The following is a 15,827-nucleotide window of genomic DNA, read 5'->3' on the forward strand; positions in this document are numbered from 1 at the left end:
GGGCGCGGTGCCCCGGAAGGGTCGGGCGCGGTGCCCCGGAAGGGTCGGGCGCGGCGTCCCCGAAGGGTAGGGCGCGGTGTCCCGGAGGGGTAGGGCGCGGTGTCCCACCGCGCCGTTGGTCCCCGTTCCCGCCACTGCCCGCTGCGCGGTTCCCGGTGCCCGGTGCCCACTGCCCGCGCGCGCATTCCGGTGCCCGGATCCCGGTGCCCGGTGCCCGCTTCCCCTATTGACGCCCCTGCGGCGCAGGCGCACAGTCAGGATGACCTCACAGGAGTCGACGTTGTGCTGCCCGACGATGTGCTGGATTGGTGGGAGTATCACGAAGGCCGGCGATGCGTGCTGGCGGCGTGGAAGCACCACCGGCAGCGCGCCGAGGGCGAGCGCACCTCGTTCGACGGCTACGACCAGCGCGAGCGGGTGCGCGGCCTGGCGCAGCTGCGGTGGCCGGGCGGGCAGGACACCTGGCAGGCCGGGCCGCTCGAGGCGACGATCGAGCAGCGCACGCAGCAGCTGATCGCGCAGGGCGTGCCGGCGATCTTCCGGGCGGGATTCACGGCGGGCGGGTCGTCGGTGAGCATCGACGTGCTCGAGCGGCGACCCGACGGCAGCTGGACGGCGGTACTGCTGGCGACGCGGCTGCACCTCGACGACTTCCTCATCGAGCAGGCGGCGCTGACGCTGCACGTGCTGCGGGCGGCCAGCGTCGCGGTGGCGGCGATCCACCTGCTGCACGTGGACGTGCACTACGCGCGGGTGCCCGGGCCGATCGATCCGTTCCTGTTCTTCGGTCGCCGGTCGCTGACGATCCGGGCGGCGCGGGCGCTGCCGCGGGTGGTGGCGCGGCTCGAGCAGCTGCAGCAACTGGTGGCGGAGCGGCGGGCGCCGGTGGTGCCCAAGGGGACGCACTGTGCGTGCTGCGCGTTCACGGCGCAGTGCGTGGACTCGCTGCCGGCCGACTGGACGGGGCACTTCCCGCACGAGCCGGGGCCGTCGGTGGACGAGTGGATTGCCAACGGCTGGGACCGGATGGGCGACGTGCCCGACGCGGAGGGGCTCGGGCCGAAGCGGCTGCGGGCGCGGCAGGCGGCGTTGCAGGGGCACATGGCGGTGGATCCGGGGTTGCCGGAGGCGTTGAAGGCGTTCGGGCCGCCGGCGTTCTACCTGGACTTCGAGAGCCTGGTATCGCTGATCCCGGTCTTCGAGGGGACGCGGCCGGCGCAGCACATCCCGTTCCTGTGGTCGCTGCACCACGTGGACACCGAGGGGCGGCTGACGCACATCGACGAGATCGTGCCGCCGGGCGAGGATCCGCGGCGTCGGTTTGCCGAGAGCCTTGTGGAGGCGGTGGGGTCGTACTGGGAGCCGATCATCGTCTACAGCGACTACGAGTCGTGGCGGCTGCAGGAGCTGGCGGAGCTGTTCCCGGATCTGGCGCCGGCGTTACAGCGGATCCGGGGGCGGCTGGTGGACCTGCTGGAGCTGGTGCGGGACCACGTGTACGACCTGAACTTCCTCGGCAACTACTCGCTGAAGGCGATCGGTCCGGTGCTGGCGCCGGGGCTGACGTACAAGGGGCTGAGCATCAAGGACGGGCTGACCGCCTCGCGTGCGTACGCGAGCCTGATCGACGCGCAGGTGGGCGAGGACGACGTGGCGATTGCGTTGCACGACCTGCGTCGGTACTGCGAGCGCGACACGCTGGCGCTGGTGGACGTACACCGCACGCTGATGAACCTCGCCAACGGCGTCACGACGACGCCGGAGGGCGCGGTCAGCTGGCCGAGCGTGCAGGGGTGACCAACAGCGACGCCGACATCGACAATCCCTCAAGCCGACGAGCTTGTGTGGAGGCTGATCGATGCGCTTGGGTGACCATGCGAATCTGCCCTCATCTCGTGCCGGATGGCAGCAGGACGGGGGCGGAGTCTTGGTCGGATCCGGGCCCTGCGGTCGAGGATTGTAGACGACTCGGGCCAGCGGGGCCGACACGAGAGGGGCCGGCAGTTCAGATGCCTTCCCTCTCATGAAGCGGCCGCGTGCAGCCAGAGCGGGCAGCGCGACGCGCTTGTAAGGCTGCCGGCAACGGACAGAAAGCTCGGGTTCCTGTCTGTGCAGCAGCTACCCGATGGGCTAGGATCGCCGGCACATCAGGAGGGGCGTATCAGCGACGCATCTGTCACTGCGCGGGAGGGACTGCAGCGCATCTGGGTCGACATCCTGATGGCGCTGCTCGGCCTCATTCAGGGCCTCATCTTCAACGATCTCGCAAACACGCTCTCGGACCACCTGCGTGTCTGGACGCCCTGGCGATGGCTCGTCGTCGCTCACCTGGCCCTGTGCTTCGCCATCCTGCTCAGGGTGATCCAGACCTACATCACTGCTGCGCTGTACTACCGGAAGCAACTGAATCTCTCCGAGATCGTCATCCTCTCGGTGATAGGCGTCCTGCAGCATCTCCTGGTGCAGAGCATTCGCAGCCCGTCTGTCGAGGCGGACGTGCTCGATGTGTCGTTCTTCTACAAGTCGCTGTTGCTCGTGGTGTTCCTTGGCTGCGTGGCCTACCTCCTCACGCTGCGGGGCCTGCTCGTAGCGTATCGAGCCCTACCCGTGCCGCAGTCGCCACCGGAGCTGAAACGCAGCGTCGTCCTGCAGGTCATCAATCTGACCGGCATGGCGTGCATAGGCGTGCTCGCACTCCTTGCCCTCTCAGGAACGGTGCCCCCGATCGTCTCGGCCTCGTTGTGCAGCGCGATCCTGGTGGCAAACACCGCGTACTCAAGCCGTCAGAGTTTCGTGCAGCACACGGTTGCTACGGCCACGGCACGAACCGACGTCCTGGCAGTAGCACGGTCCCTGAGCCGCGAGTTCGATTACGTCTTCGGACGTTTCCTGCCAGGTGACATCGAGCGCCGCGCCAGGATCATCGCGCTGGCCATCTGCTTCTTCGAGGACGGACACCTGCTCGGGCGCGCTCGGCTCGTGACCCTGACTGACGACGACGAGGCATTCGCGTTCGTGGCGCCCCCTGATCAGGGGCGGCTGACGGGCGCGCGGTCCGTGGCGGCATTCGCAATCGCCACGGCGTGCTGCGGCGTATCCAAGGTGCCCTCCACTCTGTGGCGCGCGTGGCGCAATCGCGCCCTCCTGTTCGCTGTGACTACGAGCGCGCCGGCGTGGAAGGTGCTGTACCTTGTCGTCCCGGACACGCGACGTCGGCAGGGCCTCGGCGTTGCGCTGCTGCGGCGCGTCGAGGCTCTTGCTGGACGGTCGGCGACTCCCCGGATCGGGGCTGCCGTGAGGACCAGGAACGTCGCGGCCCGCAAGATGTTCCTGAGCCGAGGCTACCGCAAAGTCTCGAAGCATCGCGAGGTGATTCCGGGCGAGGAGCATCGGGGCGGTCTTGCCGTGTACCAGATGGCCGTGCCGAGCCAGTCCACTCCTGCTGCCACACAAGGGAGCTTCGCCGCCGTGCCGAGCGCAGGGAGGCGTGGGTGGCTGGCAGCCGTCGCGCTTGGCGTGGCGGTTCTGCTGGCTGGCGTCGTCCTCTCTGCGAGAGCGTTCAGGGTGGCCTCTCGACAACCACCCGCATTGCCGACGGAGGGTCTGCTTCCAGCGCCGCCGCGCGCGGACCTCGCCGCAACGCTGGCCGCATCGATCCGGTTCCGCACCATCTCGCACGGCGCGGCCCCGGATGCGCTGACAGATCAGGCGCTGGTCGAGTTCGTCAGCTTCCTGACCAGGACCTATCCCGCCATGAGGTTCGAGAGGGTGGGACCACGGGCGCACCTTGTGACGATTCCCGGGCAGGACCACAGCCTCCCCGGGGCCTTGGTCTACGCACATCTCGATGTCGTGCCTGCGGATACCAAGGGCTGGAAGCAGGATCCCTTCGGCGGCGTCGTCAGCGACGGGTACGTACATGGCCGTGGGGCCCTCGATGACAAGTTCTCGGTCATCGCCATCCTTGCCGCCACGCAGGAGCTGCTCGGCGCAGGCTGGGCGCCGACGCGCCCGATGTACATCGCCCTCGGCCATGACGAGGAGCTCGATGGGACGGGCGCGCAGGCAGTCGCGGCGCACCTCCGGGAACGAGGCCTGCGGGTCGGTTCGGTGCTCGACGAAGGAAGTGCCGTGGTCGAAGGTGTCCTTCCGGGCCTCGACGGCCCAGTTGCCGCCGTAGCGATCGCGGAGAAGGGCTACCTCGACGTCACCTTGTGCGCCGTCGGCACACCGGGGCACTCGAGTTCTCCACCCGTGTCGACCGCCATAGGTGCGATCAGCACCGCAGTGCACCGCCTGGAGCAGAATCCCCCTCCGACGGCGCTGAATGCGCTGATGGCGCAGACCTTGACTTACGCCGCGGCCGAGATGTCGTACCCCTGGCGGCTCGTGGTCTCGAACTTGTGGCTGACGACGCCCCTGATCGAGGCCAGCATGCGCGGGGCGCCTCTCAGCCGGGCGCTGCTCGGGTCGAGCCAGTCAGCCACACTGGTGGCTGGGGGGACGAAGGCAAACGTCCTGCCAGAGCGTGCCTGTGCAACGCTGAACTACCGGCTGCTTCCCGGATCCTCCCCGGAAGACATGCTGCGCCGGGTGCGCTCGGTCGTGGGCGACTCCCGCGTGTCGGTCACGCACGGGCCCCCGGGGCCGGCTCCAACCGTGTCTGACCTGGACTCTCCAGCAGGCATCCGTCTGGGCCAGGTGATCCGGCGGCACTTCCCGCGGGCAGTGGTTGTGCCCGTCTTGAGCCCTGGCACCACCGACTCTCGCCACTTCGGACAGGTCGCCGATCAGATCTTTCGCTTCTCACCTCTGGAGCTGAGCGATGAGGAGCTCGCGTCCCTTCACGGTACGAACGAGCGCATCCGCGTACTAGCGCTCGAGAAGGCCTATGCCTTCTATCACTCCTACCTCCAGCACGCCTCGCGCAAGTAGCGCCCAGGCCCGACGCGTACGCGGTGGGGCGCACCTGGGCCGCCTCCCGCGGCAAGAACGGAGGCGAGTGCCAACGACTCGCGGGTTTGGCCAGGCAGTGTTCGGACCTGCTGGAGCTGGTGCGCGACCACGTGTACGACCCTGAACTTCCTGGGCAACTACTCGCTGAAGGCGATTGGCCCGGTGCTGGCGCCGGGGCTGACGTACAAGGGGCTGAGCATCAAGGACGGGCTGACGGCCTCGCGCGCGTACGCGAGCCTGATCGACGCGCAGGTGGGCGAGGACGACGTGGCGATTGCGTTGCACGACCTGCGCCAGTACTGCGAGCGCGACACGCTGGCGCTGGTGGACGTACACCGCACGCTGATGAACCTCGCCAACGGCGTGACGACGACGGAGGGCGCGGTCAGCTGGCCGAGCGTGCAGGGGTGAGGTCGTCGTCTTCCTCGTCGGCGACGGTGTCGTCGGCGAGGCCGAGCCGCTTCCGTTTCAGGTACAGGCCCTTGCGGGTGATGCCGAGGCGGCGCGCGCATTCGGACTGGTTCTGGCGCGACACGTCCATGGCGCGAAGGATGGCCGCGCGTTCGAGGTCGTCGTACAAGCCTTGCAGATCGCGGTCGAGGGCGAGCGTGACGGTGGAACCGTCGGATGGCCGTGGGGCGGGCGCCTCGACGAGGTTGCGGATCCCCGGCGCGAGGTGCTCGAGGTCGACGAGTTCGTCCGCGTCACTGAGTGCCACGATGCGCTTCAGCTCGTTGGTCAACTGGCGCACGTTCCCTGGCCAGTCGTAGGCAGACAGTCGCTCGAGGGCACGAGGCGTGAGCTGCGGAATGAGTTTGCCCGCCTGCTTGGCGTGCGTCGTCAGGAAATGGTTGACGAGCGTCGGGATCTCCTCGCGCCGCTCGCGCAGCGGCGGCACGGTGAGAGAGACGACATTGAGGCGGTAAAAGAGGTCCTCGCGGAAGCGCCCCTCGCGCACGAGGGACTCGAGGCGCGCGTTCGTCGCTGCGACGATTCGGACATCGACGCGCTGGGGTCGCTCTCCGAGCGGCTGGATCTCGCCGCTTTCCAGGAAGCGCAGCAGCTTCGGCTGCAGGTCGAGGCTCAACTCGCCGATCTCGTCGATGAAGAGCGTCCCGCCTTCCGCCTCGCGGATCATGCCCTTGGCGTCGTTGACCGCGCCGGTGAACGCGCCACGCTTGTAGCCGAACAAGTGTCCCTCGAGCATCTCACGAGGGACTGCGGCGACGTTGAGTGCGATGAATGGCTTCGCTGATCGCGGCGAGCACGCGTGCAGCTCAGTCGCTACAATTTCCTTACCTGTTCCGGTTTCGCCGGTGATCAGTACTGGGATGTCGCTCGCGGCCGCGCGCGTAATTGTCTTGAGGAGGCGCTTCATGCCAGAGGAGATGTAGAGGCCTGCCTTCCCCTCAGGAGCGATATCAAGATCCCACGAAAGGAGCTTCTGCTTCAGCTCAGACTGCGCGCGAACGCCGTCGACCGCCCTTCGAGTGATACTGAAGACATGGAAGAGCAACTCCTTCTTCTCCGCAAGTTCAGGAACCTCGGCTCCGAGGTAGATCGGGGACCGACCTACCGTTCCGACGTAGAGCGCTGAAGTCCCGACCTTGTCAGCGGGGCTGGGATCAGCCTGGAGAGTGGACCTGATGCCAAGTCGCTTGAGCATGCGGCGCAGCTCGATGCTCGCGAGATGAGGATGCGGTAGCAGACCGCATACAAACGCGAGATCCTCAGCGACTCTCAGGATCGGCCGGCGGTGGCGAGGCGCATGACTGTCACTGGACGACTTGAGCTCACCAGCCAATCTTGAGGTCTGTCGACGAAGAAAGCGCTCGCCCGACACGGCAAAAACACGATCCGCCCTTAAGAACTCGGCCCTAGCAACGAGTGCATCCTGTCGCAGGGCGGCCCTCACTGCACGAACTCTGGCAAGCAGACCCAGTGTTTCCGCGCTGGGATAATGAACGCGAGCAAGCACGTCAACCACATCGTGAGCAGTGGATTCGTCGTTGGGGTTCAGGCGGACCTTTGCCTCAGCTCGCAGCAGTACCAGCTTTGCCCATCCGAGTAGGTCGCCCCTGCTATCGGCCACGTCAATCGCATCCGACAGAACGCGACAGGACTGGTCCCATTCGCCGTGAAGCTGCGCAACTCTTGCTCTTACGGGCGCTGAGTCCACTAGTAGGAGCGTCGCTCGGTTCAAGACTGCGATTAGCTCCTCTATCTGCACTACGAGAAGGCGAGCCTCCGCCAGTTCCCCTCGCTCCGCCGCAATGTTTGCCAGTGTGTCAAGAAGTGCTCCTCTGGCCAATGAGAGCGGTGGCACCTCCTCGAGGGCGGCGACCGCCTCCCCCCGTGCGCGCGAGAAGCTTCCACGTCGAAACTCGAGGAATGCGAGATTCGCTTGAGCCGATGCCCTCAAGGCTCGCAGGCCGTTTGCCTCTGCAGTCTTGCGGGAAGCACGCGCCCAGTGAACGGCCTCTTGACTGCGCGCCAAGAGGTGCTCCGCACCTGATAACGCGAGCTCTGTGAATGCTTGAATTGCAGCATTAGGCTCTGGTCGAAGGAGCGCAAGTGCGGACTCGAGCTCACCTACAGCGAGGCTCGCTAAGTTGCGCTGAGCATGCGCCTGTCCCACTCGTGCATGCAGTGCCGCCAAGAGCTGTGCGTCGCCAGAACGTAGCACTGCCGCCTTGGCGCTTTGCAGCGCTTGCTGGCTCTCTGCAAGCCCGCGGTGGTTTGTAAGGAGTGTAAAACGCGACAACGAGGCCAGGGCCACCTGCTGGTGCTCGCCGGCGGCCTCACCCTCGACGAGAGCCTTATTTAAGACCTCTAGAGCCTCAGCTGTTCGCCCTGAAGCACCGAGCAATTCGCCTTCGACTCGTGCAGCAAACACTGCGGCAGCAGGAGTGAGCGCACAACCTTTGAGGCTCCCGAGAAGCGCCAGTGACTCTTGCAAAGCGCCCGCCTGGCGCCTGATGTCGGCCTCAAGCACTGCTCTTGTGGCCGGGGCGAGTCTTGCACCCCTGAGAGCATGCTCTGAGGCAATCAGGTCGCCGGATCGTACCGCCCGTCTAAGAGACGCAGGTAAATCAAGTGGCATTGGCTGGTTCTGCGCGGAGTTTAGCGCACATCCCAGCCCACGAGTAGTTAGTCACCCCACACGAGCGTGTCACCCCAGACCAACGTGTCACCCCACACGAGGGTGTCACCCCAGACCAACGTGTCGCCCCACACGAGCGTGTCACCCCAGACCAACGTGTCGCCCCACACGAGCGTGTCCCCACACGAGCGTGTCACCCCAGACCAACGTGTCGCCCCACACGAGCGTGTCACCATCGACCTTGGCAGTAAATGCAATGCCGCTGCGCGTCGCGGTTTCGCCGGCGATGGTGGTGGGTGGCAGATCCTGCAGCCGCCGACGCGCCGCCGCCACCGCCGCCGCCACGTCGATCTCGCCCGCACCCGCCGCCGCAACACCAGCCTCCGCGACCCGCTGCGACGTCACCTGCAGCACCACCTTCACCTGCGCCGGCGTCAGCTTCGGGTTCGCCTCCAGCACCAGCGCCGCCGCGCCGCTCACCATCGCCGCCGCCATGCTCGTCCCCGACAGCCGCACGTACGTCGCCGCGCCCTGCCCCACCACCACCGCGCCCGCCTTGCCCACCAGCGCGCTGCCCACGCTCCCCGCCGACACGATCCGACGCCCCGGCGCCGACACGTCAGGCTTCATGAACCCGTCGATCGCCGTGAGGCCGCGCGAGCTCCAGTCCGCAATCCGGTCGTCGCTGCGCTGCGGCGTCCCCTGCGTGTCCACCGCACCCACCGTGATCGCCGACGGCGCGTTGCCCGGCGACGTGATGCCGTCACGCACCCGCGTCCCGTCCGGCAGCGTCCCGAGGTTGCCCGCCGACGTCACGACGACGATGCCCGCCCGGCTCGCCGCCTCCACCGCCTGCACCAGCGGGTCGTCCACCCAGCTCTCGAGCACCGGCTTGCCCAGCGACAGGTTGATCACCCGGATCCCGTACGCCGCACGGTTGGCCACCGCCCACTCGATTGCCGCAATCACGTCGCTCGTCGTCCCGCGCCCCTGCGCGTCGAGCACCCGCAGGCTCACCAGGTGCGCGCCCGGCGCCACCCCCGCGAACCGCCCCTGCCCCGTCGTCACGTCGCCGGCCGCAATCCCCGCCACGTGGGTGCCGTGCCCGTAGGGGTCGGCGCCCCGACGGCCGCCCGCCACGAAATCGACGCTCGCCACCACCCGGCGCCGCAGCGCCTCGTGGCTGGCCGCGATGCCCGAGTCGATCACCGCGATGCCGATGCCCTTGCCGTTCACCCCCGGCAACCCGAGCACCCCCTGCCACGCCTGGTCGGCCCCGAGCGCCACCACCTCGGTCGCCATGTGTGCCGCCACCGGCGCGTCGTCGGCCACCACCGGCACCGCCGGGTCGGCCGCCAGCGCCGAGAGCGCCGCCGCGTCCTTCACCCGCACCACCGCGCCGGTCGCGAGCGTCTTCTCCACCACGAGCCCGTGCCGCGCCGCCAGGTCGCGGATCTGCTCCGCCGTGCCCGACACGATCACGCCCCGCGACTCGCCACGCCCGACCGCCTCGGCAAGGCCGCGCGAGAGGCGCGCCTTGTGCCCGTCGGCCGCCGCCGGCGCCGACAGCGCCAGCAGGACGAACGCGATCGAGACCCACACAACCGTGCGCAGCGGCGAACGGCGGACAGACGAGGGGCGGGCGGACAGCGAGAGGAACGGCATCTTGCGTGCTCCTGGGACTTGGGGAGAGCGCCGCGGCAGCATCGCCACGGACCGTCCGGACCACGCACGGTCCGGAGGCCACGATGAGCCGGGCACCCATTGCCAATACACGCAACGTGCCAGATCGCAAGAAGTGCAATAACGTTGGATGGGGCCCGTACCGAACAGGGGCTGCAGGCCCATCAGGTGCGTGCCGACACAGGATCAGGTGGCGCACGTACGGTTCCGTCCCGGCCCCGTGACCGCGCGCCGCCCCCGACCGCGCCGATCGCCGCGTCGCGATCGGCCAAGATCTTGGCCGGTGCGGCCAAGGAGTTGCCCTCGTCCATGAAGCGCCTCGCCGGTCTCCTCCTCGTCCTCCTCATCGTCTGCGCCGGCCTGTGGCTGCTGCGCGACGGCACCCGTGGGGGTGGGAGCACCGGGACCCCCACAGAGTTTGTGGCCACCCTGCGGGCCGAGCCGCGCAGCCTCGTCCGCCTCGCCGCCAACGACCGCGCCACCCTGGTCGCCAACCAGCTGCTCCACGACGTGCTCGTGCGCGTCAACCACGTGACGCAGTCGCTCGAGCCGGCGCTCGCCGCCTCGTGGGTCACCCTCGACGAGGGCCGCCGCTTCCGCGTCACCCTCCGCCCCGAGGCCCGCTTCTCCGACGGCACCCCGGTGACCGCCGACGACGTGGCGTTCTCGCTGGAGGTGGTCTTCGACCCGAAGCTCGGGAGCCCGCTGGCCGACACCTTCACCCTGCAGGGCCAGCCGCTCACCGCCCGCGTCGTCGACCCGCGCACCGTGGACCTCGCCTGGCCCGCCCCCTACGGCCCCGGAATGCGGCCGCTGCACGCGCTGCCGATCGTGCCCCGCGCCCGGTACGCCACCGCGCTGGCCAACGGCACCTTCGCCGACAAGTGGGCCCCCTCGGCCGACCCCGCCGGCATGGTCGGCGCCGGCCCGTTCGTGCTCGAGCGCCACGAGCCCGGCGTCGCGCTGCACCTGGCGCGCAACCCGCACTACTGGCGCACCGGCGACGATGGCGCGCCGCGCCCGCGGGTGGACCGGATCCGCCTCGACGTCGTGCCGTCGCAGGACGCCGAGATGCTGCGCCTGCGCAGCGGCCAGGCCGACGTGATCACCGCCGAACTGCGCCCCGACGACCTGCCCGAGGCCCGCGCCCTCGCCGCGCAGGGCCAGCTGCAGCTCTTCGACCTCGGCCCGTCGCTCGAGGCGGACATGCTGTGGTTCAACTTGCGGGGGCCGGGAATCGGGAATCGGGAATCGGGAATCGGGCAGGGCACGCCGAGCGCCGGGGAGGGCACGCCGGGCGCCGGGAGCCGCGCACAGGGCACCGGAACCCAGCCGGGGGGAGACGCGCCGCCTGAACGACGCGGGTGGTTGAAGAAGCGGGAACTGCGCGAGGCGATCTCGATGGCCGTCGATCGCACCGCCTTCATCAACGCGGTGTATCGCGGCGCCGGCGTGCAGGTGGCCAGCATGATCACGCCGGGCAACCACGCGTGGGCCGCCGCCGACATCGCGCCGCGCCCGTACTCGCCGACGATGGCCGGCGAGCTGCTCGATCGGATCGGCGTGCGCGACCGCAACGGCGACGGCGTGCGTGAGGACGTGTTCGACGAGCCGGCGCGGTTCACGCTGCTCGTGCAGCAGGGCCACACCATCCGCCAGCGCGCCGCCGCGGTGCTGCAGGAGGCACTGGCGAAGATCGGCCTGCAGGTGGAGATCGTCAGCCTCGACCCGAAGGGCCTGCAGCAGCGGATGCTGGAAGGCCGCTACGAGGCGATGTACCACGCGCTGCCCGGCACCGACACCGACCCTTCGGGGCTGATGGAGTTCTGGCTGTCGTCGGGGCGCATGCACCTGTGGAACCCGGGGCAACCCGCGGCGCAGACCAAGTGGGAGGACGAGCTCGACATCCTCGTGACGCGCCAGCTCGCCACCACCGACCAGGCCGAGCGCCAGCGCCTGATGGTGCAGGCCCAGAAGCTGCTCGACGCGGAGTTGCCGGTGGTCGTGTTCGCGGTGCCGCGGGTGACCATCGCCACCAGCGGCCGGCTGACGCACGTCGCGCCGGGGCTGCTCGCGCCGCAGGTGCTCTGGAACGCCGCCGAGATCGGCGTCCGCTGACCGCCATGCGACGCGCGCTCGCGGGCCGTCTCGCCTTCGCGATCGCGCTGGTGCTGGTGGCCTTCATCGGCGTGTACCTGCTGACGGGCCTGGCGCCCGGCGATCCGCTCGACGATGGGACGAGGTCGCCGGCGTCGGTCGCCGCGGAGCGCGTGCGGCTCGGCATGGACCGGCCGCTCGTCGCGCGGCTCACCCAGCGCGTCGCCCGGCTCGCCACGCTCGACCTCGGCACCTCGTTGCGCTACGGCCAGCCGGTGCTCCCCCTCCTGGTGGACCGCACCGCCCGGACGTTGCGCGCCGGCGCCGCCGCGCTGCTGCTGGCGCTCGCCCTCGGCATTCCGGCGGGCGTCGCGGCGAGCCGGTCGTCGTCGCGCCTCGTGCGCCGATCGATCGACGTCGCCTCGATCGTCCTCCTCTCGCTGCCGGCGCTGGTCATCGCGCTCGGGCTCGCCGTGGTCGCCAGCGGGCTGGGGCTGTCGTCGTACGCGGTGATGGTCACCGCGCTGGCGCTGCCGGCGTGGGCGGTGGTGGCCCGCGCGCAGGCGCGGGCGCTCGACGAGGTGGCCGGGGCGACGTGCCTGGCCGCGGCGCGGGCGCGCGGCGTGCCGGCCGCAGCGATCACGTGGCGCCACGCCTGGCCGCTGTCACTGCCGGCGGTGCTCGGGCTGCTCGGCGTGGTCGCGGGACAGGTGCTGAGCGGGGCCCTGGCGATCGAGCTGGTCACGGCGCGCAGTGGGCTCGGCCTGCTGACGTTCGAGGCGCTGACCTCGCGCGACATCGACCTGGCGGCAGGCTGCGCCGGGACGGCGGCGCTGATCGTCGGCGCGTGCACGCTGGCCGCCGACGCGGTGCTGGCGTGGGTGGATCCGCGGCAGACATAGGCGCGGGGGCAGGCTCAGGGGCGAGGCTCAGGGCTCAGGGCTCAGAAAGCACGATGAGGGCCTGCGGTTCACGGCCGACGGCTTACGGAAGGGCGGACTGTGACAGGGACGGGCGGGTCGCCAACGGCGCGGGTGTGGGGAGCCAGCCTCCTTGCGCTCGTGGTGTGCCTCGCGATCGCGTCGCCCTGGCTGGCGACGGGGGGTGTGGCGACGCAACATCCGGACTTCGCGCTGGCGGCGCCCTCGCTGTCGCGGCGCGCGCTGGTGGAACGGCTGCCGCCGACCTACCGCACCCTCGACGCCCCGCTGCCGCTCGCCTGGTTCTCGGGCTCGATCGTCCGCAGCGCCGATCCCGCCGAGCCGCTGCTGCCGCTCGGCAGCGACTCGCTCGGCCGCGACCAGTGGACGCGCCTGATCTTCGGCGCGCGGCTGTCGCTCGGCCTGACCGCGTGCGGGCTGGTCGGCGCGATCGCGATTGGCGGGCTGGTCGGCCTGGTCGCCGGGCAACGCGGCGGCTGGCTCGACACGGCGGCGATGCGCGTGGCCGACCTTTGCATCGCCTGGCCCGCGCTGTACGTGGTGCTGGTGCTGCGCGCCGCGCTGCCGCTGTCGCTGCCGTTCTCGACCCTCTTCGCCATGATGGCGCTCGTGCTCGCCCTGGCGGGCTGGCCCATCGTGGCCCGGGCGGTCCGGGCGGTGACCGCCAGCGAGCGGGCCCGCGAGTCGGTGCTGGCCGCCGAGGCGGCCGGTGCGAGCCGGGCCTGGATCGCCCGCCGGCACCTGCTCCCCGCCGTCGTCCCCGTCATCGTCACGCAAGCGCTCCTGCTCGGCCCGGCCTTCATCCTCGCCGAGGCGACGCTCTCCTTCGTGGGCCTCGGGTTCGCGGAGACACAACCCTCGTGGGGCATGATGCTGCGCGAGGCGACGCAGCCCTTCACGCTGCGCCATGCGCCGTGGCTGATGGCTCCTGCCGCCGCGATTGCCCTCGTGTCGCTGGCCGCCCACCTGCTGGCGTTGTCGACGCGGCGCGACTGACGAGCGTGATCGCGCCTTCGGCCCTGGGCCTTCGTCCTTCGGCCTTGGGCCTTCGACCTTCCCTGAGCCTTGAGCCCTGAGCCGTGCGCCCTGAGTCCTGAGCCTAGAATGTCGCCATGCTTCGCGGCGTCTACCCGCCCCTGCCCACGCCGTTCACCGACGACGACCTCGACGAGGGACTGCTCCGCGACACGGTCGCGGCGCTCATGCGCTCGCGGCTGGCAGGACTGCTCGTGCTCGGCACCAACGGCGAGTCCTTCCTGATCGAGCCCGCCGAAGCCGACCGCGTCGTCCGCGTCACCCGCGACGCGATGCCGGAGGGACGCCGCCTGCTCGCGGGCACGGGCTGTGACTCCACCCGCGCGACGCTCGAGGCCTGCCGGCGCGCCGCCGACAACGGCGCCGACTACGCGCTGGTGCGGCCGCCGACCAGCTACACGCGCTTCATGACGCAGGACGTGCTGACGGCGCACTACGAGCACATCGCCGACGAGAGCCCGATCCCGGTGCTGCTCTACAACCAGCCGCAGGTCTTCGGCGCGGAGCTCGCCGCCCCCACCGTGGCCCTGCTGGCGCGCCACGAGAACGTCGCGGGCCTCAAGGACTCGAGCGGCAACGTCGCGCACGTCAACGACGTGCTCGCACGCGTGCCCGACGGCTTCAGCGTGCTCACCGGCGTGGCCGGCATCATGTACGCCGCGCTCCTCTCGGGCACCAGCGGATCGATCGTGGCGCTCGCCAACGTCGTGCCCAACCTGTGCGTGGAGCTGTACGACTCGGTGATGAAGGGCGAGCTCCACAGGGCGCTGGCGCTGCAACGCGCCGTCGCGCCGCTGGCCAGGGCGGTGACCATCACCCACGGCGTGGCGGGCCTGAAGGCGGCGATGACCATCGCCGGCTACCCCTCGTCGACGCCACGGCTGCCGCTGCAGCCCGCGACGCCGAAGGTCGAAGAGGAACTGCTCGGCCTGCTCCGTCACCTCGAGGCCTTCACGGGCTGGACGCTCGTCGGCCGCGACGGGCAGCCGGACGGGCCCGCGGAGGCCCAGTGATGCACCGCCGCACCGTCCTCGCCGGCCTGATCGCCACCCTCGCCTGCGCCGCCCCCCTCGCCGCGCAGTCCCCGGGGCCGGCGGCTGAGAGTCGGGCGGCCGACTCCCGACTCCCGCCTCCCGCCTCCCGTGTCCTGAAAGTCCTCACCTTCAACATCCACCACGCCGAGGGCGAGGACGGCACGCTCGACGTCGCGCGCGTCGCGCAGGTGATCCGCGACGCCGGCGCCGACATCGTAGGTTTACAGGAAGTGGATCGCGGCGCGGAGCGCACGGGCCGGCGCGACCTGCTGAAGGAGATCGCCGATCTCGCGGGCCTGCGCTTCGCGTTCGGCAAGAACCTCGACCTGCAGGGCGGCGACTACGGCAACGCGCTGCTCACCCGCTTCCCCATCGTGTCGGAGGGCAACCGCGCGCTGCCGGTGATCGGCGGCGGCGAGCCGCGGGGCGTGCTGCAGGTGGTGCTCGACGTCGAGGGCACGCAGGTGCTGGTGCTGACGACGCACCTCGACCACCGGCGTCCGGACCCGCAGCGGGTGGCGAGCGCCGAGGCCATGCTGGAGATGCTGCAGGCCTGGGGCGACCGGCCCGCAATCGCGCTGGGCGACTTCAACGACGTGCCGGGAAGCGAGACGTATCGGATCCTCACGAGCGGGCAGCGGGCACCGGGCACCGGGCACGGGGAACCGGGCGCCGGGAACCGGGCACCGGGCACCGGGCACGGGGAGCCGGGCGCCGGGAACCGGGCACCGGGCACCGGACAACGGGCATCGGACAGCGGGCACCGGGAAGGCAGCGCCGGGCGTGGCGGTCTCGTCGATGTCTGGGCCGCGGTGGGCAAGGGCGACGGGTTCACGATTCCCGTCGAGGCGCCCAGCAAGCGGATCGACTGGATCCTGGTGCGCGGATTCGAACCGGTCGCGGCGGAGGTGCCGAGGACCGAGGCCTCGGATCACCTCCCGGTCGCCGCAACGCTGCGGTTCCGCTGACCGCCGAGCG

General features: G+C 70.2%; 10 protein-coding genes. 8 read left to right on the forward strand and 2 right to left on the reverse strand.

From position 1 onward, the window contains the following. Nucleotides 1–282: 282 nt before the first annotated feature. The 3 genes from TBR22_RS25325 to TBR22_RS25335 all read left to right on the forward strand — a co-directional run bounded on the left by TBR22_RS25325 (nucleotide 283) and on the right by TBR22_RS25335 (nucleotide 5,367). Nucleotides 283–1,797, forward strand: coding sequence for a DUF2779 domain-containing protein (locus tag TBR22_RS25325; protein ID WP_239490630.1), 1,515 nt, complete (start codon nucleotides 283–285; stop codon nucleotides 1,795–1,797). A gap of 423 nt (nucleotides 1,798–2,220) precedes the next feature. Further along, nucleotides 2,221–4,935: a M20/M25/M40 family metallo-hydrolase gene (locus TBR22_RS25330; protein WP_239490631.1), complete on the forward strand. Its 2,715-nt coding sequence runs from the start codon at nucleotides 2,221–2,223 to the stop codon at nucleotides 4,933–4,935. Between the two features lie 183 nt (nucleotides 4,936–5,118). Then, nucleotides 5,119–5,367 (forward strand): hypothetical protein, encoded by a 249-nt coding sequence (locus TBR22_RS25335; RefSeq protein WP_239490632.1) that lies wholly within the window; start codon nucleotides 5,119–5,121, stop codon nucleotides 5,365–5,367. Here the strand turns inward: TBR22_RS25335 and TBR22_RS25340 are convergent. Next, complete coding sequence (locus TBR22_RS25340; protein WP_239490633.1) at nucleotides 5,342–6,622, reverse strand: sigma-54-dependent Fis family transcriptional regulator; 1,281 nt, start codon at nucleotides 6,620–6,622, stop codon at nucleotides 5,342–5,344. The genes TBR22_RS25335 and TBR22_RS25340 overlap by 26 nt on opposite strands. Nucleotides 6,623–8,200: 1,578 nt before the next feature. Next, the gene (locus TBR22_RS25345) at nucleotides 8,201–9,724 is read right to left on the reverse strand and encodes a S8 family peptidase (RefSeq protein ID WP_239490634.1); all 1,524 of its coding nucleotides are present in this window, start codon (nucleotides 9,722–9,724) and stop codon (nucleotides 8,201–8,203) included. A 327-nt stretch (nucleotides 9,725–10,051) separates the two neighbouring features. Here TBR22_RS25345 and TBR22_RS25350 point away from each other — a divergent pair, with 327 nt between their 5' ends. From TBR22_RS25350 to TBR22_RS25370, 5 genes are all read left to right on the forward strand, one after another. Then, entirely contained in the window at nucleotides 10,052–11,860 is a 1,809-nt protein-coding gene (locus TBR22_RS25350) for an ABC transporter substrate-binding protein (RefSeq protein WP_239490635.1), read from the forward strand. Between the two features lie 5 nt (nucleotides 11,861–11,865). Beyond that, complete coding sequence (locus TBR22_RS25355; RefSeq protein WP_239490636.1) at nucleotides 11,866–12,741, forward strand: ABC transporter permease; 876 nt, start codon at nucleotides 11,866–11,868, stop codon at nucleotides 12,739–12,741. Nucleotides 12,742–12,840: 99 nt separating this feature from the next. Further along, complete coding sequence (locus TBR22_RS25360; protein ID WP_239490637.1) at nucleotides 12,841–13,776, forward strand: ABC transporter permease; 936 nt, start codon at nucleotides 12,841–12,843, stop codon at nucleotides 13,774–13,776. A 116-nt stretch (nucleotides 13,777–13,892) separates the two neighbouring features. Continuing rightward, nucleotides 13,893–14,828, forward strand: a complete 936-nt coding sequence (locus tag TBR22_RS25365; protein WP_239490638.1) for a dihydrodipicolinate synthase family protein — start codon at nucleotides 13,893–13,895, stop codon at nucleotides 14,826–14,828. After that, entirely contained in the window at nucleotides 14,828–15,817 is a 990-nt protein-coding gene (locus TBR22_RS25370; protein WP_239490639.1) for an endonuclease/exonuclease/phosphatase family protein, read from the forward strand. The genes TBR22_RS25365 and TBR22_RS25370 overlap by 1 nt, the downstream gene beginning before the upstream one ends. Nucleotides 15,818–15,827: the final 10 nt, after the last annotated feature.

The organism is Luteitalea sp. TBR-22, from assembly GCF_016865485.1.
GTDB lineage: Bacteria > Acidobacteriota > Vicinamibacteria > Vicinamibacterales > Vicinamibacteraceae > Luteitalea.